The organism is Jiangella aurantiaca, from assembly GCF_004349105.1.
Lineage (GTDB): Bacteria > Actinomycetota > Actinomycetes > Jiangellales > Jiangellaceae > Jiangella > Jiangella aurantiaca.
Genome location: NZ_SMLB01000002.1, coordinates 169,578 through 194,372, shown reverse-complemented (window position 1 = coordinate 194,372; position 24,795 = coordinate 169,578). Strand labels below are relative to the sequence as shown.

Here is a 24,795-nt window from a genome sequence, read left to right as displayed (position 1 = left end):
CGGCCTCGCCTGTGACCGCCAGATTCTCATGATCAGTGACGCCATCATCGGCAGTTTCGATGGCGGCTCACACCCGGCACGCCGGCCGGGGGATTCCCGAACAGGTGGCACTGGCGCGCCGGGTCTCGCCGACGTCGGCGGCTCGGCAGGTGACCCAGGCATGAGGACTGATCGAGCAGCTGCCGGCCACGTTCGCGCTGTGGCAGCGTGGTCTGATCTCCGAGCAGGTGGCGACCATCGTCGCCGTTGAGACCTCCCACCTCGGAGCCGAGGACCGGCGACTGGTCGATAGACAACTCGCCGAGCTGCTGCCCGGGCTCGGCCCGAAGCGCGCGCATGCGATCGCGCGCCGGCTGGCGATCCAGGCCGACCCACGGGCCGCGGTGGCGCGCGCGGCGCGGGCGGGGGAGACCGCCGCGGCTGGACGTCCGCGGGTCCCTGCTTCCACCCCGACCACCAGTTGGCTGCTACTGGGTCGGCGCGGGCGGAATGTTCTGGTTGAGGTGGAAGAGGTTCTCCGGGTCGTACTTCGCCTTCAGCGCGGTGAGTCGGGCGTATTTGCCGGCGCCGAACGTACTCCGGATCAGTTCAGGGTCGACGGCGCTGAAGAAGTTCAGCGCCATCCCAGGCATCGACCACGGCCGCATCGCTTGCTCGGTCGTGCGCACCCAGGCGATGTGCCGGTCGTCGTCTGGTTGTTCCCATGATCCGTAGCAGTGGAACAGCCATGGGGCCGATCGCCCGCTGATCGGTGTGGCGTCCTCCGGTGTGTCGGAGATCGCACCTCCGGCGCGTGCCAGAACCTGCACGCTGTACGGCGAGGTCGCGCCGACGCCGCATGCCAGGAAGGTGTCGATGGCGTCGTCGGGGAGGTCGCTGAGGAACCCGGACCGCCAGTAGTTGCGACGGCCTGGCGGGTTGCCGGGATCGGTCATGGCTTGGAACTCGACGTACGGGCGAGCGCCGAGGTTGTCGACCGCAGGCGGGGAAAACGTGCGAAGAGGTGCGAGGGCGCGTTCGCCCTCATCGACCGGCCCGAAGTAGGCGGCGAACAAGGAAACCGCCGGTCGGCCCCGCAGATCGGCGGGCACGAACGGCGCCGGCGGCGCGGTCATGAGGATGGCGCCACCGCAGACCTCCCTTGGCGCGTCGTCCATGAAGTCGCGGAAGAGCCGGACTACCTTGGGCGCTTCGACACGCGGATGCATCGTGAACCCGCCGTAGATGGTCGGACCCACTGCATGCAGCCGGAAGGTGAACTCGGTGACCACGCCGAAGTTGCCGCCGCCTCCGCGAAGGCCCCAGAACAGATCCGGATTCTGGGTCTCGCTAGCAATCAGTTGCTGTCCGTCAGCGGTGACGACGTGCGCGGACAGCAGGTTGTCGCAGGCCAGGCCGTGCATCCGTTCCAGCCAGCCGCTGCCGCTGCCAAGGGTGAAGCCGGCCACGCCGGTCGTGGTCATCCGACCGCCGGTGGTCGCCAACCCATGGGCCTGCGTCGCCGCATCGAGTGCGCCCCAGGTGACGCCGGCGCCGACGCGAACCGTCCGGTTGTCGATGTGTACGGCGATGTGGTCGATGGGGCGGACGTCGATGACCAGGCCGTCCTCGACGGAGGAATAACCCGCGACTGAGTGGCCGCCAGCACGTACGGCGATCGGCAGGGCCCGGCCACGGGCGTATCCGATGGCTGCGGCAACGTCGTGTGGTGTCTTCACTCGTGCGATCGCCCGCGGCCTGCGGTCGAACATGGCGTTGAAGACTCGCCGGGCGTCGTCGTACGCCTCACCATCCGCTGCGGTGAGCAGTTGCACGCCCTCGATGGTTGGAGTGGTCATGTCGTCGATGGTCTGGCGGTCGCGGGTCGCCCGCAGTGTTGTGCATCACTGTTCATGGGAGGTTTCGAGCGGTCTCCAGAGCGGTCGGGTCGTGGATCTCGAACTGGCGGTCGGCGTAGCTGACTGCGCCGGAGGCGAGGAAGCCGGCCAGCGCGCGGTTGACGTTCTCCCGGGACGCTGCGACGAGCGCGGCAAGAGTGGCTTGGGACAGGCGCAGTCTGATTCGGACGCCGGTGGGCGTTCGTTCGCCGTACTCATCGGCCAGGGCGAGGAGGGCAGCGGCGACCCGTCCGCGGATGTCGTTGAACGCGAGCCCGCTGTACGACGACGCCGCTTTGACTGCGACGGTGGCGATCTGCTCCAGCATTCGGAGCATGGCTTGGGGATGTCGCGACAGGAAGCCCAGCAGTGGTTCCCTTCCGATCGTGAGGCAGCGGGTAGGAGCCATCGCGGTGACGTTGACGTGGCGCACCTGAGCCGGGTGGAAGAGCCCGACCTCGCCGGCGACGTCGCCGACTGAGTTGAAGATCAGGATCACCTCATGGCCCTCACGGCTGGTGCGGTGAGACTTCAGGGCTCCGTCGGCGAGGATGTAGAGCGCGTCCGCCGGATCGCCCTCCAGCCACACGACCTGGTTGGTCGCGAAGGTTCGCTCACGTAGATGAGGCACGAGTTCGGCGAGCGCGGCTGGGCTCAGCTCGCCGAACACCTTGGTGCTGCGCAGGATCGTCACCGGATCCACCGCACCATGATCCCACTCGTTCGCCGATCGCAAGGCTACTGCGCCAGAGGGTGGTGGTGGGCGACGACCCTGCCCGCGCCGGTCGTGGCCGGGGGGCCGGGCTCGTCGCCGGCGCGGCCGGCACGAGCGCAACTGGGTGCTCCAAGCCTTCCTCGCACCGGAACTCGTCAGAATGCGGTGTCTTTTGCCATTCTCAGCAAGAAGAGCTCCAAAGACGTAGCCGTAGAGGACGTGTTGGTCAATCGTATGGTGGAGCCGCTCAAACTGACGACGACGTTGTTTTGTGCGGCTACGACCAGCGCCGACGTGTTGAGGCAGGTGAACTCGGCATACCAATCTTCGTTGTTGTACCGGTCCAGTACGTAGCCTTTGAGGATTTCTCCACCCTGCAGCTGGTAAGTGTCCTCATGAGCACCTTGCGCCAGAGTGGCGGTGCGGTACTTCCTGTACAACCCCATATGGGAGCTATATAAGGGTACTGAAGCCGAACTGAAGATGTTGCGATAAAAATAGTGCGGAAAGAGGGTCAGGCCCGTGATCCCGCGGACGGTGCCGTAGTGGATGCTGTTCTCGAAGCGGAACAGGCCGTTCACTTTGCCGCTGATCAGAACCGCATCGCCGGTCCGGGTGGCGGTGGTGTCCTCGACGGCGGAATCCTCGAAGGAGATGTTCTCGACTGTTCCACCGTTGATCGAACCACTCAGTCTTGCGAGTGGCTCGGAAGTCGAGCCCGTGCCGGCCAGCTCGCAGTTGACGACCTTCAAGCAGCTGATCTTGTTGGAAGCAGCGCCCTCATTGCTGTTGATCAACGCCAACGCATGTCGCGCGGCAGCTCTGCTCTCGCAGTTGATCATGGTGGTTTGATTGATGAACACGTCGGTCAGCCCGGCCGGGATGGCGTAGTGGAACGCGTCCCGCCGGGGAGATTGGATCTTGACATTGACAAGAAGCATGTTCTCGATCCAGAAGAAGCTTTGACCCGGTTCGACATGAACTGCGTCACGCTTGGCGGAGTCGAGGTAGAGATCGTCGAGGGTGACGTAGTCGCCCTTGGCGACGCGGACGAGATCGCGGCCGAAACCGTGGCCGTCCTGTAAGCCTTTGATCTGGAGGCCGGAGATCTTCGTTCGTCCAGCATTCAACCCGGTGATCACCATACAGTCGGTGGTGTCGTCCGCCGGTTGATGTTTGATGACGGCTCCGAAGGCGGCATGTATCGAGGCGCCGGCCACGTGAATCGTGCCGGTGACCTTGTACGTACCGGGAGGGAAGTAGGCGACCGTCCCTGCGGTCGCGGCCGTGTCCACCGCTGCTTGGATGGCGGCGGTGTCGTCGGTCGTACCGTCACCCTTGGCTCCGTGGTCGATCTTGACATTCGCCCAATCGCTGGGCGGAGACGCGGCCGCGGTGCTGGAGCCGGCTTGCTGAAGCACTGACGCACCTGCGATGCCTGCCCCCGTGGCTCCGATCCCAGCCAGGAGCCGCGCTCGGCTGATGGGTCGATCGTTGTGGCTCATACCTGTTCCTCCTTGCTCGAGGACGACGGGATTCATTGAGCACAGGGTGGGTCTGATTCCTGCGCGAAAGAATCAGAGATTGGGGCGGTTCAAAGACCTGCTGATAAACCGGTTGAGTAAAAGGCTAGCGGATGTTAATCCAGCGGTCAACACCCGGTTATCCATGCGACATACAAATGCGTCCGCGTATTTCGGTAGTCGCGGGGAATGCGCGCATGACGCAAGCCGAACCGAACGCCGTCGGCGTACCAAGCCCCGCGCATTACCACCGTGGCTGGCGCGGCTCCCATGCCGGGTCGATGGTTCGCAGGTATCCGGTGTCGTCGCGCTCGGTGATGCCACAGCGGACATAGTCGTCGCGCATTCTCGCCAGCGCGTCTCGGTCGAGCGTCACGCCGAGGCCCGGGCGGTGCGGCACCTCGACTGCTCCGTCGACGATCGAGAGCGGGTCCTGGACCACGTCGGCGTCGCCGCGCCACGGGGTATGGGTGTCCGCGGCATAGGTCAGCTGCGGCGCCGCGGCGGCCAGGTGCGTCATGGCGGCAAGGCTGATGCCGAGGTGGCTGTTCGAGTGCATCGACACACCGACGCCCCAGGCGGCGCAGACGGCCGCGAGGTCGAGAGAGCGCCGCAGGCCGCCCCAGTAGTGGTGGTCGGCCAGCACCACCTGAACGGCATCCGCGGTGAAGGCCGGCCGGACGTCGTCGAGCGCGACCACGCACATGTTCGTCGCGAGCGGGATCGGTGCTCTCGACGCCACCTCGGCCATCCCGGCGATGGATGAGGTGGGATCCTCCAGGTACTCCAGGACGTCGGCGAGCTCGGTGGCGACGCCGACGGCCGTATCGGGAGCCCACGCGCAGTTGGGATCCAGCCGCAGCCCGTGTTCGGGAAAGGCGACACGCAGGGCACGGATCGCGTCGACCTCCTCGGCCGGAGGACGGACACCGCCCTTGAGCTTGATGGAGCGGAAGCCGTACTGGTCGATCATGCGCCGGGCCTGGGTGACGATCGCGTCGGGGTCGAGGGCCGCGCCCCACTCGTCCGGTTCGCCGCCGGGGTGCGACGCCCACTTGTAGAACAGGTAGGCCGAGAACGGCACGGCGTCGCGAGCCCGGCCACCGAGCAGGTCCACGACAGGCCGGTCCACGGCCTGACCCTGCAGGTCCAGGCACGCGGTCTCGAACGCGGCGAGGACGCGTAGCAGGGTCTTCGACGGAGTGGAGCGCCCCGTGAGCCCGTGCCGGTCGGCGAGGTCGACACCGTCGACGGCGTGGGCGATCCGGGCGTTCAGCCCATGGAGGTCGAACGCGTCGAGCCCGGTCAGCGTGGCTGCGGCGCGGCGGACCAAGGCGACGTGTGGCGCATCGCCGTACGTCTCCCCGAGCCCGGTCAGCCCGCTAGTCGTGCGTACCTCGACGATGGCACGCAGCGCCCATGGCTGGTGGACGCCGGCGACGTTGAGCAGCGGCGGCTCGCGGAACGCGACCGGGGTGACGACGACGTCGGCGATCTCAGTGCCGGAGGTGTTGATCACTCGAGCCTTCCAGGGGTGCGCAACCATCACGGACGGGGTGTGGCGTCGCGGCGTGGCGCACGCCGAGCGGGAGGTGGCACCACGTACCGCCGATCCGCGCCACCTGCGGGTCGGAGGTGATGTCGGGAGCGCCGGATCGAGCGATCAGCTCGCCGGCGTAGCGCTCGGCGTCATCGCGGGGGACATAGCCGATCGCCTCTCCCTCGGCGAGCGAGCACCAGCGACGGGTGTTCCTGCTGATGCCCCACATGACGCGGTAGCCCGGTGACGTCGCGGCGAGACAGGCCTCGATCAGCCTGGCGCCGTCGTCGGGCGACAGCCACGTGGCGAGCTCGCGTGGGGTCGTCGGTCGGACCCGCCAGGTGCCGATGCGCAGGCAGATCACGTCCATGCCGTAGCGGTCGTGGTAGAGCCGTCCGGCTGCCTCGGCAGCGATCTTGCTCCAGCCGTACAACGTGTCCGCCCGCCCGGGGACGTCCGCCGGTACCGGCGCCTCGGCGGTGCGGACGAAGCCGACGGCATGGCTCGACGACGCGATGACCACTCGGGATGTCCCGGCTCGGCGGGCCGCCTCCAGGACGCACCATGTGCCGTAGGCATTGGACCGCAGCACGTCCTCCGCGGGAGCCTCGCGACTCTCACCGCCGAGATGGATGACTGCGTCGATGTCGCGGCAGGCGGCGGTCAGCTCGTCGACGTCGATGATCGAGCCGATCACCAGTTCCTCCGACGCTCCGGCCGGCTCGGCCGGCGGTCTGACGTCGAGCAGCCGCAGCGTGCGCCCTGGGCGTCGCAGGCGAGGCCGGAGCTGATCGGCGACGCCGCCCGCGGCGCCGGTGATCAGCAGCCGTTGCCCGGGGCTCGAGCCCGGCCGCCCGGCTCCGGCAGGGTCACCCGGCACGGACGGCCTCCTGGAGGAAGGGCGCACCGTCGACCTGGATGTCGTCGACGTCGTCGCACACCACCATCGGCCGCGGGTCGGGCGACGACGGCACCACCCGCACGTCGGTCAGCCGCACACCGGTGGCGTGCCGGCAGTAGAGGCCGTAGGCGGGGAGCCGGCCGAACATGCGGGCCTCCGGGTAGTCGGCCGGCACCTCGGGCACGTCGAGGCCGGCCCACTCCGGCCGGCCACGCTCGTCGGTCGCGATGCGGACGTTGCGCAGGGTGACGTCCTCGACGTGGTGGCCGGGCAGCCCGGTGATCGATGATGTGAGCACCGCGCCGGTGGCGTGCACGTCGGAGATCATGATGCCGCGCAGCGTGCCGGGAGTCGGCACGCGCTGACCGACCCCGCGGTTGCCCAGCCGGATGAACACGGGCGTGCGGGTGTTCTGCATCCGAATGCCGGTGACCACGACCCCGTCGATCCAGCCGCCGTCCACGACCTCCAGCGCGAGGCCGGCGATCACCCGTTCGTTCAGCGGGACCTCGCCGTTGTGGATCACCGAGTTGGAGAACGTCAGGTTCTCGACCCCGCCGCGCGTCATGGTGCCGATCTTCAGGCCGTTGCAGCAGGTCGTCAGGACGCAGTTCGTGATCGTGATGTTGCGCGTCACCCGGAGCTCGCCGTAGGGGTTCTCGCTCTTGATGCAGATGGCGTCGTCGCCGGTGTCGATGTCGCAGTCGGCGATGAGCACGTTCTGGCTGCACGTGGGGTCGATGCCATCGGTGTTCGGCCCGTGGACGGGGTTGCGGATCCGCACCCCGCGGATGAGCACGGTCTCGCAGCCGATGGGCCGCAGCGTCCAGCCGGGCGAGTTGCGCAGCGTGACGTTCTCGACCCGGACGTTGCCGCACTCCACCAGCTCGATCATGGGGGAGGGGCGCTCGTTGTCCCCGGCCGGCTTCCAGTCCCAGGCGATGACGTCGCGCCACAGCTCATCGGGCTCGACCGGCGGGCGGCCGCGCGGCTCCCAGAACGCCGGACCGTTGCCGTCGATGGTGCCCAGGCCGGTGATCCCGACGTTCTCCGCATCGCGCGCGAAGATCAGATGGCGGTCGTTGGCGTCGGAGTTCGGCGGCGGCCCCGCGTGGGGCGGATAGTCGGCGAGGTCCGGGCTGCCGAGCAGGGTCGCGCCGGCCTCGACGTGCAGCGTGACGTTGCTCCGCAGTTCGATGCCGCCGGTGAGGTACGTCCCCGGCGGCACGTACACCGTGCCGCCGCCGGCGCTGTGGGCCGCGTCGATGGCTGCTTGGACGGCTGCGGTCTGCGGGCGGGTGGCGCCGGCCAGGGCTCCGTGTGTCCGGATGTCGAAGACGTTGCTGGTCATCGGTTGACTCCGAGGTCGTTGAGGCAGCGCAGGACCGGCCGGGAGGTGAGCCGGTCGAGGTCGAGCGGTGCGGCGGTGCGGATCGTGAACCGGGCCGACTCGCCCGGCAGCAGCGTGACCAGGGCGTCGTCGACGACGGCGTCCGGATCCAGCCGGTCCGGGAAGAAGGTCAGGTCACGCAGCAGCGTCTCGGCCGTGACGGTGACCCGCACGCCGTCGGTGTGCGGCTCGGCCGCCGCGTGGTACTGCGGCTCTGGATAACGGACGTCGCGGTCCTCGGCGAAGAACCACCAGGCTCGGTCCGGTGTCGGGCCCGCGGCCTCGGCGAGGATGAACTCCGCCTCGGGGTGGGCGGGCGTCGTCACGTCCGGGCTCAGCGGGACCGCCCGCGCCGATCCCGGAGCCACCCGAACGCTCACCAGAGTCTTCGCCTGGACGGTGCCGTCCAGGGTGTGGCGGGCGACGACGGCGTCGACCTGCCAGGCCGTCCGGGCGTCGTTGACGGCGATCAGCCAGAGTGCGCCGTCGCGGGGCTGGACGGTGAGCAACCGGTCGGCGTAGGCCTCGCGCAGCGCGTACCACATCGGCTTGGCCCGCCCGTCCCCGTCGATGGCCGCCCACGACGTCACCGGCCAGCAGTCGTTCAGTTGCCAGACGATGGTGCCCATACAGTGCGGCCGCAGGGCACGGAAGTGTTCGATGCCGGTCCGGACCGCACGGGCCTGGTTCAGCTGAGCCAGGTAGTGCCAGTCGTCGAAGTCGCGTGGTGCCGGCAGGTGCGCGTCGAGCCCCCGGCGCAGCTTCGCGTCACCGTCGACGGCCTTCTGCCGGTGCGCCAGCTCGGGCGAGTCCACGGCCAGCCCGCTCTCGCCGACGGCGCGGCGCAGCGTCGCGTAGGCCGCCGGACCCTGGTACCCGAACTCGGCGACGAACCGAGGCCGGTACGAGCGGTAGTGGGTGTAGTCATGGGTGTTCCACACGTCCCAGATGTGCGTGCTGCCGTGGCCGGGATCGTTGGGGTCGCGGTCCGGGTGGCCGGAGTAGGGGCTGCCGGGCCAGTACGGCCGGGTCGCGTCCAGCTCGGCGACGACGGCCGGAAGGACGTCGAAGTAGTAGCCGGATCCCCAGCTGCGCCCGTTCACCTGGTCCGCCCAGCCCCAGTCGTGGAAGCCCATGAGGTTCTCGTTGTTCCCCGTCCACATGACCAAGCTGGGATGCGACGCCAGCCGGATGACCTGCTCGCGTGCCTCGGCCTCGACCTCGCCGCGGAGCGGCTCCTCCTCTGGGTAGGCCGCGCAGGCGAACAGGAAGTCCTGTGTCACCATCAGGCCGAGCTCGTCGGCGAGGTCATAGAACGCGTCGGACTCGTACCGCCCGCCGCCCCACACCCGCACCGTGTTGACGTTCGCCTCGCACGCCTGCGTCAGCCGGGCGCGGTAGCGCTCGGGTCCGACCCGCGCCGGGAAGCAGTCGTCGGGGATCCAGTTGACGCCCCTGACGAAGACGGGGACGTCGTTCACGACGACGGTGAAGGCGCTGCCGTCGGCGTCCGGCGAAGTGTCCAGCCGCACGGACCGGAACCCGATCGACCGCGACCACGAGTCGAGAAGCCGCCCCGCGCCGTCCCGCAGGACGACCTCGAGCGGATAGCGCGGCTGCTCGCCGTAGCCGCGCGGCCACCAGCGCGCGACTCCTGGCACGGTGAGTCCGGCGACGACGGAACGCTCACCGGCCGGCACGGCCACGTCCGCCCGGGCCAGCTCGCCCACCGCGACGCTCACCGTCACCGGCTCGCTCGTCGCGCGCTCGAGCTCGACGTGGGTCGTCACCAGCCCGGTCGCGCCGTCCACTGTCACCAGCGGGCGGACCCGGGCGAGCCGGGCCGTCGACCACGAGTGGAGGCCGATCGGCTGCCAGATTCCGGCGGTCACGAGCGTCGGGCCCCAGTCCCACCCGAAGTTGCAAGCCATCTTCCGGATGAACTGGAACGGCTCAGGGTACGCGTTCGGCCGGTCACCCAGCACGTCCCGCAGGCCCTCGGCGTAGTCGTAGGCGGAGTCGAACCGCACAGCGAGGTCGTTGTCCCCCTCCACCAGCAGGCTCGATACGTCGAAGCGGTACCCGCGATGCATGTTGGCGGTGCGGCCCACCTCCACGCCGTTGACGGTGACCGTCGCGACGGTGTCCAGCCCGTCGCAGACGAGGTCGGCCCGGTCGGCGGCGGTGCCGGACCAGTCGAACGACGTCCGGTACGTCCAGGCCGTCCGCCCGATCCACCCCAGCCGGTGCTCGGCGTCGCCGAGGTACGGGTCGGGTATGAGCCCCGCCGCGAGCAGGTCGGTGTGCACGCAGCCGGGCACGATCGCCGGCACCGGCCCCGCGGCGACCGGGGGCGGCACCGCCGGGCCGCCGTCAGGTGACAGCGTCCAGCCGTCGTGCAGGGGGCGGTACGTGCCGGACGCGCTCACCATCGGCACTGCCCGGAGGAGGTGCCGCGCACGACGTTGGGCCGGTCGCCGTCGTCCGGAGGGGGGTCGTTGCCGGTGCAGGTCAGGCGGCCGTCGATCTGGTTGCCGGAGATCAGCACGCGGCCGGTGCTGTCGTTGATCGACACCGGGCCGCGTAGCCGCGAGTGCAACAGCACGACGGTGGCGGCGCCGGTGGCCGACACCGAGCCGGTCACGGTCGAGTCCACGACGGCGAGCCCGGCGCCTTGGCCGACGGTCACCGACCCGCGAACCGTGGCGCCGTCGAGGCAGGTGATGCCGTCGTCGACGACCAGTGGCCCGGTGGGTTCGCCGGACACGACCCTGGTGCAGGCGGTGCCGAGCAGGTGCGCCAGTTCGAGGTCGGCGTTGGTCTCGCGCATGATGTCGGTCATCGCCGTGTACGGCTGGTCCTGCTGGTTGACCAGGCCGAAATTGAAGCTCTCGCCGTCGCCGGGACGGCCCGCGGCGGACTGGTCGTAGTAGACGAACCAGCCGGAGCCCACGAACACCGAGCTCGCCGCCTGCGCCTCGGCGAAGGCCGCGAACTTGTGACCACGGTCGGCGATGCCCGCGTCGCCCTCGCCCACGCACCGCGTCGCGGCATTGATGGCGCGCATGCCCCGGTCGTGGCAGCTGAAGGAGTACTCCAGGTTCAGCACCGGCGTGTCGTAGGCCTCGTACTGCTCGAGGTAGCCGGCGCTGTCGCTGTACACGTCCAGCGAGATCGCGTCGACGTGGTCCAGCCCGCCGACGTTCCACTCCAGGCTGGTCCGCCAGGTGGGGACGAGCGCGGAGCCCAGGAAGAGGTGGTTGGGGTCCTGCCGCGCGATGGCGTGGTCGACGGCCTCGTAGTAGGCGTCAGACGCCAGCGTGATGAACGTGGTGACGACGTCCGCGGGCACGGCCGCGACGTTCAGCGGCGTGCCGGCCAGCTCGGCGAAGCTCTCCGCGTCGGTACCGAGCAGCTCGTTGACGGCGGCGAGGTCGCGGCCGAATCGCTGCGCCAGGTGGTCGACGAAGGCCGTCTTGGCGGCCAGCCCGTCGGTGCGGCGCAGGATCTCCGCCACGACATCGCGGTTCCAGCCCCGTTCGTTGTCGAAGAAGTAGCCGATGACCCACGGGTCGGTGGCGAACCGCTCGATGTCGATGTGCCGGTCCAGCTTCTCGTCGAACTCGGGGTCGAACGGGTCGATCGCCCACAGGACGCGGACGGCGTCGGCCGGTGCGGACACCCACTCGATGCGCGGGAACGGCAGTCGCCGGTCCGGGCTCCACTTGGACTGGGCGTTGAAGCCCCAGTCGCGTAGCCGGCGCGTGGTCATGTCCCGCCATCCGGGTCCGTAGTCGAGGCCGTACTTCTTCATGAGGTTCGCCTTCAGCAGGCTGACTGCGTGCCCTCGCTCGTTGCTGGTGTACGCGTCCGCGTAAGTCTCCGGGTCCGGCAATGACCCGAAGACGTCGCGCGGGCGGCCGTCCGGATGCCGGTACAGGGTGCCGTACCCCCACTCCTCGGGCGACGTCGCGTCGACTCCCTTCAGGAAGAACAGGTGTCCTTCGGGGGTGACGAACCACCACCGGCCGTCGACCTTCTGCAGCCGAAAGTAGCCCGTGGCACCGTGATCGCCCAGGCCCTTCAGCCCGCCATAGGTGTCGTGGCGCGTCGGGTCGTGCTCCACACCGGCCAGCCGCGCGGCCTCGTCGTCCCGCTCGTCGCGCAGCTGCCGGTCGGATGTCACCTTGCCGGCCCAGTCCTGGTAGAGGTACTGGCCGTACTCGTCGACCAGCCGGGTGTCACTCTGCAGTTCCGTCCGCATCCCGTCGATGCCGAGCGGCGGCGCGGGCTCGGGGTCGGCGGAGCCGTCGCCGACGGCGATCTCGACCTCGTTGACCGGGACGTGCAGCCACTGGTTCTGCCGGGTCATCTCGATGCGCACGAACCGGGCGACCGTGTTCTCCATCGGGACCGTCAGCTCGAACTCCGGTGAGCTCCGGTCGCGCGTCGTTCTGGTCGCGACGGCGTAGGCCGTGTCGTCCTCCGCACGGTACGTCACCGTGATCTCGTCGAACGCCCAGTACTGGTTCGGTGCGTCGCTGACGATGCGGATGCTCTCCAGCGGATGGTCGGCGAACAGGTCGTAGACCAGGGCCACGGTCTTCGGCGCCGTCGCGCTGCCGCGCCAGCCGGCATAGGTGGCGGGGTTCCGGTCGAACATCGCGCTGTGGCCGAACGGCACGACACCGCCGCCCTTGTCGGCCGCCGTTCCGTCGTACGCCGCGGCACTGGCGAGGTACGCGCCGGTGTCGACCATGCCATCTCTCGGGATCGGCGCAGTGGGCTTCGCCGTCTCTGCGCGCAGCTCGTCGGCGGTCAGGGCCGGTGACGGATCCTGGCCGGGCTCGCCGGCCGCGACCGAGAAGGCCAGCTCGGTGAGCGGGATGTGCTGCCATCGGTGCAGCCGGTCCAGCGTGACGATGACGAAGCGGGCGTGCCGGCCGTCCATTGGTGCGCTGAGCTCCTGGCGCAGGTCCGACCCGACGGGCAGCGGATGCGCGGTGCCGTACCACGGCTGCTCGAGGATGGTCGTGTATCCGCTGTCGGCCTCGGCCCGCGTGCGGATCTCGACCGACTTCACGCCGAAGTAGACGTTGGGGGCATTGCTCACGACGGTGATCTGGTCCAGCGGGTAGTCGCGCAGCAGGTCGACGACGACGCTGACCGAGGTGTAGGACCGCACACCGTCGCCCATCCACCGCGCGGTGGTGCCGGCGTCGCCGTCGCCGACCAAGCCGTCGGCCATCGAGATGACGCCGGTCTGGCCCTGGTCGGGTGCGCCGCCGTCGGTCGGCGCCTGGGTGTAGGCGTAGTTCCCGTCCAGCGCCGTGGCGGTGGTCGTGTGCGCACCCGCGCCCGTCACGCCCAGCAGTCCGGTCAGCAGGATCGAGGCCACCGCGGGCGCGAGCAGCCTTGGTCGTCGCGGCATGTGCCGCACCTCCTCGTGTGGTCGTCAGCCCTTGACGCCGGCGAAGCCGCCGACACCGCGGATGATGTGACGTTGGAAGACCAGGAACAGCAGCAATGGCGGCACGGTGGCGATGAGCATCCCCGCGATCAGCTGGTTCAGCTCCGACGACTCCGCGAGGCGGGGCAGCGCGACCGCCAGCGGCTGGCGCTCGGCGTCGGAGATGGCCACCAGCGGCCAGAGGAACTCCTTCCACGCACTCATCACCGACAGCAGCGACACCACGGCGATGATCGGCCGCGACATCGGCAGCATGATCTGCACGAACAGCCGCCATGGGCCGGCGCCGTCCACCTCGGCCGCCTCGAACAGCTCCCGCGGGATGGCGTCGAAGAACCGTTTCATGATCAGGAAGTTGAACGCGTTGGCCCCGGCGGGCAGCCAGATGGCCAGCGGCGTGTTGGCGATGGAGCCGCCGGTGACCGGCAGGTCCAGGATGGTCAGGTAGAGCGCGATCAACGAGACGGTCCCCGGGACGAACAGCGTCGCCAGCACCGCGGCCTCGACATAGCGCCCGTACCACGGCCGCAGGATCGACAGGGCGAACGCTCCGGTGGCGGCCACGATGAGCTGGACCAGCCAGGAGCCCCCCACCAGGACCACCGTGTTGAACAGGTAGTGCCCGATCCGCAGCCGCGACCATGCGTCGGACAGCACCGTCCACTGCGGGTCGGACGGCCACAGCCGCAACGGTTCGCGCAACAGCTCCTGGGTGGGCGAGATGGCGCCCTTCGCCATCCACAACAACGGGACCAGGCCAGCGAGTGCCACCGCCACGAAGAGCAGGACCTGGACGGGGACGAAGATCCCACGGATGCGCAGACCGCGCCGGTCATGCGTGGAGAGCAGCCCCCGTGCGGTGTCGGACGTCGTCATGTCGTGCTCCACGAGCGGGTGAGACGGAGGTAGATCGCCGACAGCACGCCGAGCACGACCGCCAGGAGCACGCTGAGGGCGGTGGCCAGGCCGTAGTCGCCGTAGACGAAGGCATACCGGTAGATCAGCAGCAGGATCGTGACGGTGGAGTCCGCCGGGCCGCCGTCGGTCAGCACGAACGGCTCGGTGAACACCTGCAACGTGCCGATGACCTGCAACAAGAGCATGAGCAGCAGCACGCCCCGCAACTGCGGCAGCGTGACGTGCCAGAGCCGGCGCCAGACCGACGCGCCGTCGGTCTCCGCGGCCTCGTACAGCTCCGACGGCACACTGGTCAGTGCCGCCAGGTAGATCAGCACCGTGCCTCCGGCGCCGGCCCAGGTCGCCTCGAGCACCAGGCTCGGCATGGCCGACGAGGTGGACTGCAGCCACGGGTACGGCCCCAGCCCGATCAGCCCCAGGACCTCGTTGAACAGCCCGTTGCCGGGGTCGTAGAACCACTTCCACAACAGGACCGCCACGACCGGCGGCACGACCACCGGCAGGTAGACCAGCACCCGGAAGAGACCGCCGAGCCGGCGCAGCTCGGACATGACCACCGCCAGGAGGATCGGGGCAGGAAACCCGAACAGCAGCGCCAACAGGGCGAACCATGCGGTGTTGCGCACGGCGGTCCACAACAACGGGTCGGCGAGCAGCGTCCGGAAGTTGTCCAGCCCGACCCAGCGAGGATCGCTGACCAGGTTGGTCTCCTGGACGCTGAGCACGACGCCGCGCAGGATCGGCCACCAGCCGAAGTACGTGAACACCACCAGCGTCGGCAGCAGGAACACCAGCGCGGCCAGCCCGTGCCGCGATCGCCGCCGCGGGCGCCTACCGGGGCCGGGCCGCGCGAGCGCGGTCACCGGCCGGTCGGTGGTGAGCGTCGTCACCGTTGTGCCCGATCGATCGCGGCCCTGGCCTTGTCGTCGGCGGCCGCCAGCTCGGCGGCGGGGTCGGCGTCCTGCTGGGTGAGCACAGCCTGCAGCGCGGAGTCCAGGGCGCCGTACACCTCCTGTGCCGCGACCCTCGGTTCCGGCACGAACTCCTGCCCTTCCAGCCGGTCGACGAACGGCTGGAAGTTCTCCAGCGGGACGTTCACGTGCCCGCTCTCGGCGGCCAGCACGGCGGCGACGACTTCATCGCCGTAGAACGGCACCTTCGGGATGCCGACCGGGAGCCCGTCGGCGGCCTGGGCGGCGGCTCCTTCGCCGGCGATGTCGGCGTCGTGCTTGCTGCGCAGGTAGTTGAAGTCGATCCACTTGACGGCGGCGGCACGCTGCTCGTCGCTCGCCTTCGGACTCACCATCATCACGGCGCCGCTGAGCAGCGTGGACGGCTCCGATCCGGTCGGCAGCGCCGTCACGCCGAAGGCCTCGGGGCTTCCGCTGTACTGGACGGCGTAGTCGCGGTACTGGCTGGGCAGCCCGATCACCATGCCGACCTGCCCCGCCGCGAACGCCTTGACCACCTCGAGCGCCTCGCTCAGATGCTGGGTACCCATCGACTGGTCGTCCCAGCGCATCGCCTTCAGCAACTCCAGCGCCTCCACGGCCGGATCGTCGGTGAGGGTGGAGGAGACCTCGTCGCCGTCGTCGTCCTGCAGCCGGCCGCCGAAGGAGTAGACCATCGAGGTGAACACCCAGCCGCCCGTGTTGTTGATGGTGGGGAACGCGAAGCCGGGCACGCCCGTCCGCTCGGCGATCTGCCGCGCGGCCGCGCGCACGTCGTCCCAGGTGGCGGGCGGGTCGTCCGGGTCGAGGCCCGCCTGGGTGAACAGCTCCCGGTTGTAGAGCAGGCCCATCGCGTACAGGTCGGTGGGGATGCCGAACAGGCGTCCGGACTCGTCCTGGACCGGAGCCAGGGCCCGCTCGTCCACGGTGTCGAAGTGCGGCAGGTCCGCGGCCTCGTCGGTGATGTCGGCCACCTGACCGCGAGCGATCAGGGCCTGCGGCTCGGTCAGCGGCACCCGGAACACCGTCTCCAGCTCGCCCGAGGCGAGCCTGGCGGCGAACGTGTTGGCCTCCCACTTCCCCTCGGCCGGCTCGATGTCGATGTCCGGGTTCTCCGCTTCGAAGGCCGCGACCTTGTCGAGGAACTGCTCACGGCGGGCCTCCTCAGTGCTCGGTGGCAGGTCCGCGACGGTGATCTGGACGACGTCACCGGATCCGGACCCGCCGGCCGCGTCGTCGCTGTCCGAACAGGCTGCCAGGCCGGCAACCGAGATGATCGCGATCGCGAGCGCGGCGGTCCTGGACGACCTCACGTTCATGGGAACACTCCTTCGTGGTGCGGGCGGTCAGCTGGTGGTGGTCAGATGCACGAGCTCCAGGTCACGGTTCGTCGCGCGCATGATGTCGGTCATCTCGTGGTACGGCTGGTCCTGCTGGTTGATCAGCCCCATGTTGAACGCCTCGGTCGCGCCCGGCTTGGCGGTCACGGCCTGGTCGTAGTGCACGAACCACGCGTAGCCCACGAACGCCGGGCTCAGTGCCTGGGCGCGGACGAAGTCCCGGAACATCTCGCCCCGACCCGCGATGCTGTCGGCCGTGATCGACCGGTTGTGCGACGTCAGGCCGCGGTCCGGATAGCAGAACGAGAACTCGATGTTGAGAATCGGCTTGTCGTGGATCTCGTACTGGCGAATGACGCTGGCGTCGTTCGAATACCAGTCGAACGAGATCGCGTCCAGATACTCGATGCCGCCGACGTTCCATTCCCGGCTCGTCCGCCAGGTGGGCACCAACGACGAGCCGAGGAACAGGTGGTGCGGATCGTGCCGTTGGATCGCGTTGCGCACCTCGCGGAAATAGGTCTTCGCTGCCAGCGTGATGAACCCCGACACGTCGTGGGCGGGCACCCGGTTGATGTCGATCGCCAGGTCTGCGAGCTCGCGGAACGACCGAGCGCTGGTGCCCAGTGTCGCGTTCACCCTCGCCAGGTCGTCACCGTAGGCATCGGCGAGATGCCGGACGAACGCGCGCTTCGCCGGGAGGTCCGCGCCCCGCCGGACGACGGCGGCCACGACGTCACGGTTCCAGCCACGCTCGTTCTCGAAGAAGTAGCCGACCAGCCACCGGTCGTCGCGGAAGCCGCGCAGCCCGAAGGCGTCGAACGCGTGGTCGAGCTTGGCCGCGAAGTCGGGGTCGAACGGGTCGATGCCCCACAGGACCCGGATGACGTCGGCGGGCGTGGGAGCCCGTTCGATGTAAGGCATGACGACGGACGGGTCGCGGTGCCACTTGCCCTGGGCGTTGAATCCCCAGTCGATCATCCGCCGCCGGCTGATCTCACGCCATTTCTCCTGGAAGTCGGCACCGTACTTGCGCATCAGATTGGCGATGACGAAGTTCACCGTGTGCAGGCCGTTCTCGACGACGGCGTACGCGGGCGCGAACTCGGCCGGATCGGGCAGCTCCTCGAAGACCTCGCGAGGGCTCCCATCGGCGTTCTTGTACAGGGTGCCGTACCCCCACTCCTGGTAGGAGAACGCGTCGACGGCCTTGAGGAAGAACAGGTGGCCGTCCGGTGTGACGAACCACCAGCGGCCGTCCACCTTCTCCAGCCGGAAGTATCCGGTGGCGGCTCGTCGCCCGAGGCTGCGCCGTCCGCCGTAGCGGTCGTAGGTGGCCCCGTCGAAACGCACGCCGGCCAGCCGCCGGGCCTCCTCCGCGTACTCCCGTCGCAGTTGTTCGTCCGAGATGACCTTGCCCGGCCAGTCCTGATGGAGGTATTGGCCGTACCGGTCAACCACAGGAGACGCCGCGGCGGCCGGCAGTGGGCGGGTGAGGCCCAGCGCGCCGGCCGCCAGTGCCGAGGCGCCGAGAAGCATGTGTCGTCGAGAGAGCATGGCTCACGAACTCCTTCTCCCTGATCGGAATCGGTTGATGACGAGCACGAGAACTGGAGCGGTTTAGTGCGCGAGCGGTCAAGGTGTGGAGAACGGTACAACTGGAGCGGTTTAGTGTCAACGGTGTTACATTCAGATGCCGGAGCGCCGGACCGTGGCCGGCCGCGTCGCGCTACGATCATCAAAAACCGGTTTAGCATCGGTCCCGCCGATCGCCGCGCGCAACGACACCAGGAGGCCTGCGTGAAACGCCGCACCATCAATGACATCGCCGAGCGCGCCGGCGTATCGAAGAGCGCGGTGTCGTTCGCACTCAACGGCAAGCCGGGCGTCTCACCGGCGACCCGGGAACGCATCCTCGCCACCGCCGAAGCGCTCGGGTGGCGGCCCAGCAGCGCTGCGCGAGCCCTGTCCGGCGCGCGGGCGAACGTCGTGGGACTGGTCCTCGCGCGGAACCCGTCACTGCTCGCGGCCGAGCCGTACTTCGTCCGGCTCATCGCCGGCATGGAGACCGAGTTGCGGACCGAGCAGACCGGTCTGCTGCTCAAGATGGTCGGTGAGGAGCCACAGCGGGAGCTGGAGATCTACCGGCGGTGGTGGAGCCAGCGGCAGGTCGACGGCGTCGTCCTCTTGGACCTGCGGGTCAACGACCATCGTGCGGACCTCGTTGCCGAGCTCGGGCTCCCGGCCGTCCTGCTCGGACGGCTGCGCGGTTCGAACCTCCCGTCGGTGTGGGTCGATACGAGACCGGCGATGGACGCCGCCGTCGGCCATCTCGCCGACCTGGGGCACCGCCGGGTCGCCCGCGTCCGCGGCATGCGGGCCTTCATCCACACCCGGGAACGTGACACGGCCTATCGGGCCGCGGCTCGGACGTTCGGCATGGAGTCCGCGGTCATCGTCGACGCCGACTACACCGGTGAACAGGGCGCGAAGGCGACGCGCGCTCTGCTGGACTCTCCGGATGCGCCGAGTGCCATCATCTTCGACAACGACGTGATGGCGGTCAGCGCCATCGGCGCCGCTCACGATCTCGGCATCCGCATTCCGGACGAGCTGTCCATCATCGCCTGGGACGACTCGCCACTGTGCGAGCTGCCGCGTCCCGCACTCACGGCCATGCGCATGGACATCGACGGCCTTGGCGCCGCGGCGGTGCGGATCCTGCGGGAGGCCATCGATGGCGGGCCGACGACGAGCATCCGCTTCGGCACCTGGGAGCTGGTCGAGCGGGCCAGCACGGGACGACCGGACGAGAGTCGCAGGCGCCGCAGCTAGGTCGCGTCTGTCCGTTCGCTCCTCCGGCGTGTGGCTTGGCCGCCTCCAGGTTCACCGCGTGCCAGCCCTGACAGTGTGATCAACGGATCAAGCGTTCGGGGTCTCCTCGTCCGCTGCGGCGCACGAGCCATGCTTCGGTGATGTGGGTGAACATCGCCTCGGCGGCGCCGTCGGGATCATGGGCGGCGATTCGCTCGTAGATTCGCCGGTGACCGCGGTTCGACGCGATGCACAGCTCCCGAGCGGTCTGGCCCATGTACCGTGCGGTGTTGACCACCTGGCTCTCCAGCGACCGGACAACGCCGCGTGCGATGCGGTTGCCCGAGGCTCGCATGACGGTGTCGTGGAAGGCTCTGTCGTGCTCATGGTACGACGCATGATCATCGACGAGTTGGTCCATGCGATCGACCAGTGCCCTGAGCTGATCGATGACCTCGGGTGTGGACAGCCGGGCGGCGACATTCGCCATGTCCGACTCCAGCAGCCGCCTCGTGACGACGAGGTCGTCGAGTATGGAGAGGCTGTCGTCCTCGGCGATGGTGGCGCCGAGGACCAGCTCGTCGAGCATGTTCCATGCGGCTGGCGGCTGCACCATCGTGCCGGAGCCTTGGCGGATCTGCACCAGGCCCTTCTCTTGCAGGATCTTCACGGCCTCGCGCACGACGGTCCGGCTCACCGAGAACGCCTCGCAGAGCGCCGGCTCCGGCGGCAGTGCCGTGCCCGGCGGATGGTGGCCACGGACGATGCGCTGGACCAGTTCCGCGGTGACCGCCTTGGCCAGGTTCGCGGGTCGATGCGCCCAGACCGGAGGCGCCGCGGCGCTCACGGTCGTGTCCTGCGATGCGGTCATGTCCCCCTCCGGTGGCCCTGGTCCACGCGCCGTAGCCGGAGAGAGAGTATACGTCACTCGATTGACGTCACACGTCATACGAGTTACGTTTGCGCACATCCTGGACATGCCGGTACACGGCCACTTTCTGGAGGGTGAGCAGCAATGAAGCAGCGAACACTGTGGTCCGCGGCCCTGATCGGGGGACTGGCGTTGGCCGGCTGCGGCAGCGCCTCGGAGCCGGAGTCCTCGTCGACCGGCGGCTCCGGCGGCTCCGAAGACACGCTGGTGGTCTGGGACTGGAAATCAGGTGAAGAGAACGCGGCCGCCTACTTCGAGCAGGCGAAGGCCGACTTCGCGGAGAAGCACCCCGATGTGACCGTCGAGTTCGTGGCGCAGCCGTTCGAGCAGTACTACACGCTGCTGGGCACCGCGATCCAGGCGGGCGAGGGGCCCGATGTGGTGCTCTTCAACGGCGGTGGTCAGATCCGTGACCGAGTGGACGCCCTGCTCCCGCTCGATGATTACGTGGCCGAGGATCGGGAGCGTCTCGCAGGGTGGGAGGCGTTCAGCCAGGACGGTGCGGTATTCGCAGCGCCGGTGACGCTGCAGGGCCACCCGATCTACTACAACAAGGCGCTGTACGACGAGGCCGGGCTCGACCCGGAGAGCCCGCCCACGACGTGGGACGACTTCGTTGCCGCTTGCGGCACCATCAAGACGGCGACCGGGGCCGACTGCATCGCGCTCGGCAACAAGGAAGGCTACGGCATCGAGTTCTTCCTGTCTGCCATGGGTTCGGCCGTTCTCACGCCGCAGGAGTACGACGACTGGATCGCCGGTGATCGGGACTGGTCGTCGCCGGGTGTGAAGCAGATCTTCGAGCTGTGGAAGGCCGCCGGTGACACCGGACTCAACAACGAGGGTGCGAACTCGACGGCGATGTTCAACGACTCGTTCGGGATCTTCCAGGCCGGTGAGGCGGCGAACATGATCGGCCTGATGTCGGACATCGGTCACTGGAAGGACTTCAACGAGTTCCTCGGCGCGGAGAACGTCGGTGTGATGCTGGCTCCCGTCGTGAACCCGGAGGCGAGTCCGAGTCTGCCGTATGACGGCGGCATCGGGTACGCGGTGATGAACTGGACGACGAGCCCGGACCTGGCTGCTGACCTCGTGCGCTCGCTGACCTCCACGGAGGCGTTGGAAGCCTTCCATGCCGATGCCGGCGCGATCGTCTCCGACACCACGATCGACGTGTCCGATGCCGGCCCTGCCGTGTCGACGATCGTGGAGGAGATCCAGACCGGAAGGCAGGCCCTGCACGTGGCCTTGTCGTCGCAGACGCTGGAGCTCATCCACCGCTTGTCCCAGCAGTTGTTGAGCGGATCGGTCACCGTGGACGATGCGGTCGCGCAGCTGGCGGCCTCGGACCAGGCGGGCTGATCGAGTGCCAGGAGGAGCCTCGCTGCCGCCGGCCGGCCCTCCCGGCATGGTGGGGTTGGCCGACGGGACAAACACCCGGACCATGGACGATCGGCCCGGTCCGGCCCGCCGCCCACCGGCCCGCTCCAGAAGCCGGGGTTGGGAGCGCTGGGCACCGTATGTCCTGGTCGCGCCCGCTGTACTGATCATCGTCGGGTTGCGGCTGTATCCGCTGTTGCTGGGGGTGAACTTCTCGTTCACCGGCGATGGCGACCGCAACGGTCAGCCGGTGGGCCTGGACAACTACGCGGCCCTGTTCGACGATCCGCTGTTCCAGCAGGCGCTGCGAAACGTCGGACTGTTGGTGCTGCTTCTGCCGGTGGCCGTAGCGATCCCCGGGCTCCTCGCGACGTTCATCTACCTGCGAGTTCCAGGTCATCGCTTCTTCCGGAGCGTGTACTTCTTTCCGGCGGTGTTGTCGCCCGTGATCGTCGGCGCGATCTTCAACCTCCTCCTGGCATTTGACGGCCCACTCAACAGCCTTCTCCGAAGCGTCGGCATTGCCCCCGTGGACTGGCTCGGCGATCCCGGTGTCGCCATTTTCGCGGTCGTCGGCGTGCACATCTGGGCGACATTCGGCATGGCGCTGGTCGTCTTCCTCGCCGGATTCGCCACCCTGGATTCGGCGCTGCTGGATGCCGCGCGCGTCGACGGCGCCGCACTGCACCAGGTGATCCGGCACGTGATCATCCCAGGGCTGTCCCGCACGATCCAGTTCGTCTTCGTGACCACCATGATCGGGATGCTCACGGCGATGTTCGGCCTGCTCTATGTCATGACGAGCGGCGGGCCGGAGGGCTCTACGTATCTGCCGGAGTACTACATCTGGATCCAGCAGGGGCAGATGAACCGGCCGGCGCTGGCTTCGGCAGCATCTACGGTCCTCTTCTTGATCATGCTCGTCGTCGGGCTCGTGCAGATCAGCATTCTGCGCCGATCGGGGAGGGAGGACTGATGGGCGGCGGTGTGCGTTCGGGAAAGTGGTTCGTCGCCGCACCCATGGCGCTGCTCGCGCTGGCCACGATCTACCCGTTGGTCTTCACCACCAACGTCGCGATGAAGACGCGTCATGAGTACATCCTCAACCGCTTCTCCGTGACCGAGTCGCTGCGCTGGGACAACATCGACGCCGCTTGGAACAGCGTCGGGATGGCCCGGTACTTCGTCAACTCCATCATTGTGGTGGGGTGCTCGGTTGCCGTCCTGCTACTCCTCGGATCCATGGCCGGCTTCGCCCTGGGGCAATTGCGCTTCAAGGGCTCGCGGGCACTGTTCCTGGGCTGCCTGGCCGCGCTGTTCATCCCCTTCCAGGTGATCATGGTTCCGCTCGCCCGGACGATGGCTGACACTGGACTGCTCGACACGTACCCGGGCCTGATCCTGACTTACGTCGCGCAATTCCTGCCCTTCACGATCTTCCTGATGACCAGCTACTACGCCGGCATTCCCGCGGACATCATCGACGCGGCCAGGATCGACGGCAACACGCTGTACGGCGTCTATCGACGAATCATGCTGCCGATCGGGCGGCCGGCGTTGTTGTCCGTAGGCATCCTGAACGCACTGTTCTGCTGGAACGACGTGCTCATTGCACTGCTGCTCATGCCATCGGCCGAGCATCGCACGCTCATGGTCGGGGTGACGGCGCTGCGAGGGCAGTACTCCGACGACATCCCCACCTTCGCCGCCGGGGTGCTCATCGCCGCTCTTCCCGTCCTGATGATCTACCTCTTCTTCCAGCGCCAGATCGCCGACGGCGTGACCGCCGGCTCCACGAAGGGCTGACATGCGGATCACCGGGTTTCGTACCCTCACGACGGTCCAGGAGTGGGGCCGTCCCGTCGGCGACGCCAACGGGGTCTTCACCGACGGCGTCACATCGGTTCCGATCATCCTGGTCGACACCGACGAGGGAATCACCGGCGTCGGTCTGGGGTCGCACATCGAAGCCGACGCGATCTTCGCCGCGCTCGAGGGCGAGGACCCACGCGGCGTGACCGCGCTCTACGACCGCATGCTGCGCCAGACGTTCAAGACCGGCCACGCCGGTGCCGTCTTCGGCACCATCGGCGCGTTCGACACAGCGCTGTGGGACATCAAGGCCCAGGCCGCCGGCGAGCCACTCTGGCGGCTCCTGGGCGGCAGGGACCGGCGGGTCCCGGCCTATGCCTCTGGCCTGGACATCGGGCTGACGGACGACGAACTGGTCGCGGCGTACGAGCTCTACGCCGCGGTCGGCCTGCGGGCCGCCAAGCTCAAGGGCGGCCTGGACATCGAGCAGGACCGACACCGGCTCACCCTGGTCCGAGAGGTCCTGACCGAGGCGGGCCGCGGACTGCGGCCCAGCCTGATGCTCGACGTGAACGAGTCGTGGACGCGCAAGCAGGCGGTCCGCCACATCTGCGAGCTCGAGCGGACCCTCGACCTCGCCTGGGTCGAGGAGCCGGTGCGCCGCTGGGACGCCGAAGGCCATGCGGTGGTCGGGCGCGGGATCCGTGCCTCGGTCGCCACCGGCGAGAACCTCACCGGCCTCGAGCAGTTCCGGCCGCTGCTCGCCGCCGGTGCGGTCGACATCGTGCAGACCAGCGCGGTGTGGGGGATCAGCCACTTCCTGCGCACCTCGATGGTCGCCCACGCGCACGATCTGCCCGTGAGCCCGATCGGCAACACCCCCGTCGGGCTGCTGCACGCCGCGACCTGCGTGCCGAATCACATCGTGAGTGAGCTGCAGGACCTGCGGCCACCACACGGCATCGTCCTCGACCTGGGCATCGAGGACGGTGCGTTCACGCTCGGTGACTCGCCCGGGCTGGGCATCCAGGTCGACGAGGACGCGATCGCGTCGAGCGTCGGCGGCGGCCGCCCGTCCACCCCCAGCGGGCCACACGTGCGGCCCGAGGCCGCGGGCCGGCGGCTGGCCGCCACCGGCCGCCGCCCCGGAGGGGCGCGCTACCCGCTGGGCCCGCTTCAGCACCCCCCGATCAGTGACAACGACCTGCCGCACAGCGCTCAGCTCTGAGTT

General features: G+C 68.7%; 18 protein-coding genes. 5 read left to right on the top strand and 13 right to left on the bottom strand.

The features are described from left to right. Positions 1-467: 467 nt before the first annotated feature. From E1262_RS02185 to E1262_RS02130, 12 genes are all read right to left on the bottom strand, one after another. Positions 468-1,838, bottom strand: a complete 1,371-nt coding sequence (locus tag E1262_RS02185; RefSeq protein WP_132101402.1) for an FAD-binding oxidoreductase — start codon at positions 1,836-1,838, stop codon at positions 468-470. 52 nt (positions 1,839-1,890) lie between these two features. Then, positions 1,891-2,571, bottom strand: a complete 681-nt coding sequence (locus E1262_RS02180; protein ID WP_203453462.1) for a Crp/Fnr family transcriptional regulator — start codon at positions 2,569-2,571, stop codon at positions 1,891-1,893. A 176-nt stretch (positions 2,572-2,747) separates the two neighbouring features. After that, on the bottom strand, positions 2,748-4,133 hold the full coding sequence (locus tag E1262_RS02175; protein ID WP_203453461.1) for a glycosyl hydrolase family 28-related protein: 1,386 nt from the start codon (positions 4,131-4,133) through the stop codon (positions 2,748-2,750). Between the two features lie 226 nt (positions 4,134-4,359). Next, a complete protein-coding gene (locus E1262_RS02170; RefSeq protein ID WP_132101400.1) occupies positions 4,360-5,661 on the bottom strand; it encodes an enolase C-terminal domain-like protein in 1,302 nt (433 codons plus the stop codon). After that, complete coding sequence (locus E1262_RS02165; protein ID WP_203453460.1) at positions 5,612-6,535, bottom strand: NAD-dependent epimerase/dehydratase family protein; 924 nt, start codon at positions 6,533-6,535, stop codon at positions 5,612-5,614. Before E1262_RS02165 ends, E1262_RS02170 begins: the two co-directional genes overlap by 50 nt. After that, a complete protein-coding gene (locus tag E1262_RS02160) occupies positions 6,525-7,907 on the bottom strand; it encodes a glycoside hydrolase family 28 protein (RefSeq protein WP_132101399.1) in 1,383 nt (460 codons plus the stop codon). The genes E1262_RS02165 and E1262_RS02160 overlap by 11 nt, the downstream gene beginning before the upstream one ends. Beyond that, entirely contained in the window at positions 7,904-10,378 is a 2,475-nt protein-coding gene (locus tag E1262_RS02155; protein WP_132101398.1) for a glycoside hydrolase family 2 protein, read from the bottom strand. The genes E1262_RS02160 and E1262_RS02155 overlap by 4 nt, the downstream gene beginning before the upstream one ends. Then, complete coding sequence (locus E1262_RS02150) at positions 10,372-13,377, bottom strand: hypothetical protein (RefSeq protein WP_132101397.1); 3,006 nt, start codon at positions 13,375-13,377, stop codon at positions 10,372-10,374. The genes E1262_RS02155 and E1262_RS02150 overlap by 7 nt, the downstream gene beginning before the upstream one ends. A gap of 24 nt (positions 13,378-13,401) precedes the next feature. Then, a complete protein-coding gene (locus E1262_RS02145; RefSeq protein ID WP_132101396.1) occupies positions 13,402-14,292 on the bottom strand; it encodes a carbohydrate ABC transporter permease in 891 nt (296 codons plus the stop codon). Beyond that, positions 14,289-15,224 carry a carbohydrate ABC transporter permease gene (locus E1262_RS02140; protein WP_132101395.1) on the bottom strand — a complete coding sequence of 312 codons (936 nt, stop codon included), beginning with the start codon at positions 15,222-15,224 and terminating at the stop codon, positions 14,289-14,291. The genes E1262_RS02145 and E1262_RS02140 overlap by 4 nt, the downstream gene beginning before the upstream one ends. Next, on the bottom strand, positions 15,221-16,603 hold the full coding sequence (locus E1262_RS02135; RefSeq protein ID WP_132101394.1) for an ABC transporter substrate-binding protein: 1,383 nt from the start codon (positions 16,601-16,603) through the stop codon (positions 15,221-15,223). The genes E1262_RS02140 and E1262_RS02135 overlap by 4 nt, the downstream gene beginning before the upstream one ends. A 27-nt stretch (positions 16,604-16,630) precedes the next feature. Continuing rightward, entirely contained in the window at positions 16,631-18,181 is a 1,551-nt protein-coding gene (locus E1262_RS02130) for a hypothetical protein (RefSeq protein WP_132101393.1), read from the bottom strand. 243 nt (positions 18,182-18,424) lie between these two features. On the opposite strand from E1262_RS02130, the gene E1262_RS02125 reads away from it, so the two are divergent. After that, the gene (locus E1262_RS02125) at positions 18,425-19,459 is read left to right on the top strand and encodes a LacI family DNA-binding transcriptional regulator (RefSeq protein ID WP_132101392.1); all 1,035 of its coding nucleotides are present in this window, start codon (positions 18,425-18,427) and stop codon (positions 19,457-19,459) included. Between the two features lie 79 nt (positions 19,460-19,538). Here the strand turns inward: E1262_RS02125 and E1262_RS02120 are convergent, their stop codons facing one another. Beyond that, complete coding sequence (locus E1262_RS02120) at positions 19,539-20,309, bottom strand: FadR/GntR family transcriptional regulator (RefSeq protein WP_132101391.1); 771 nt, start codon at positions 20,307-20,309, stop codon at positions 19,539-19,541. 144 nt (positions 20,310-20,453) lie between these two features. Here E1262_RS02120 and E1262_RS02115 point away from each other — a divergent pair, with 144 nt between their 5' ends. The 4 genes from E1262_RS02115 (at position 20,454) to E1262_RS02100 (ending at position 24,792) form a co-directional block, all read left to right on the top strand. Next, positions 20,454-21,734 (top strand): ABC transporter substrate-binding protein, encoded by a 1,281-nt coding sequence (locus tag E1262_RS02115; protein WP_132101390.1) that lies wholly within the window; start codon positions 20,454-20,456, stop codon positions 21,732-21,734. Between the two features lie 82 nt (positions 21,735-21,816). Next, positions 21,817-22,728, top strand: coding sequence for a carbohydrate ABC transporter permease (locus E1262_RS02110; RefSeq protein ID WP_132101389.1), 912 nt, complete (start codon positions 21,817-21,819; stop codon positions 22,726-22,728). Continuing rightward, complete coding sequence (locus E1262_RS02105) at positions 22,728-23,558, top strand: carbohydrate ABC transporter permease (RefSeq protein ID WP_132101388.1); 831 nt, start codon at positions 22,728-22,730, stop codon at positions 23,556-23,558. Before E1262_RS02110 ends, E1262_RS02105 begins: the two co-directional genes overlap by 1 nt. A 1-nt stretch (position 23,559) precedes the next feature. Further along, on the top strand, positions 23,560-24,792 hold the full coding sequence (locus tag E1262_RS02100) for a mandelate racemase/muconate lactonizing enzyme family protein (RefSeq protein WP_132101387.1): 1,233 nt from the start codon (positions 23,560-23,562) through the stop codon (positions 24,790-24,792). Positions 24,793-24,795: the final 3 nt, after the last annotated feature.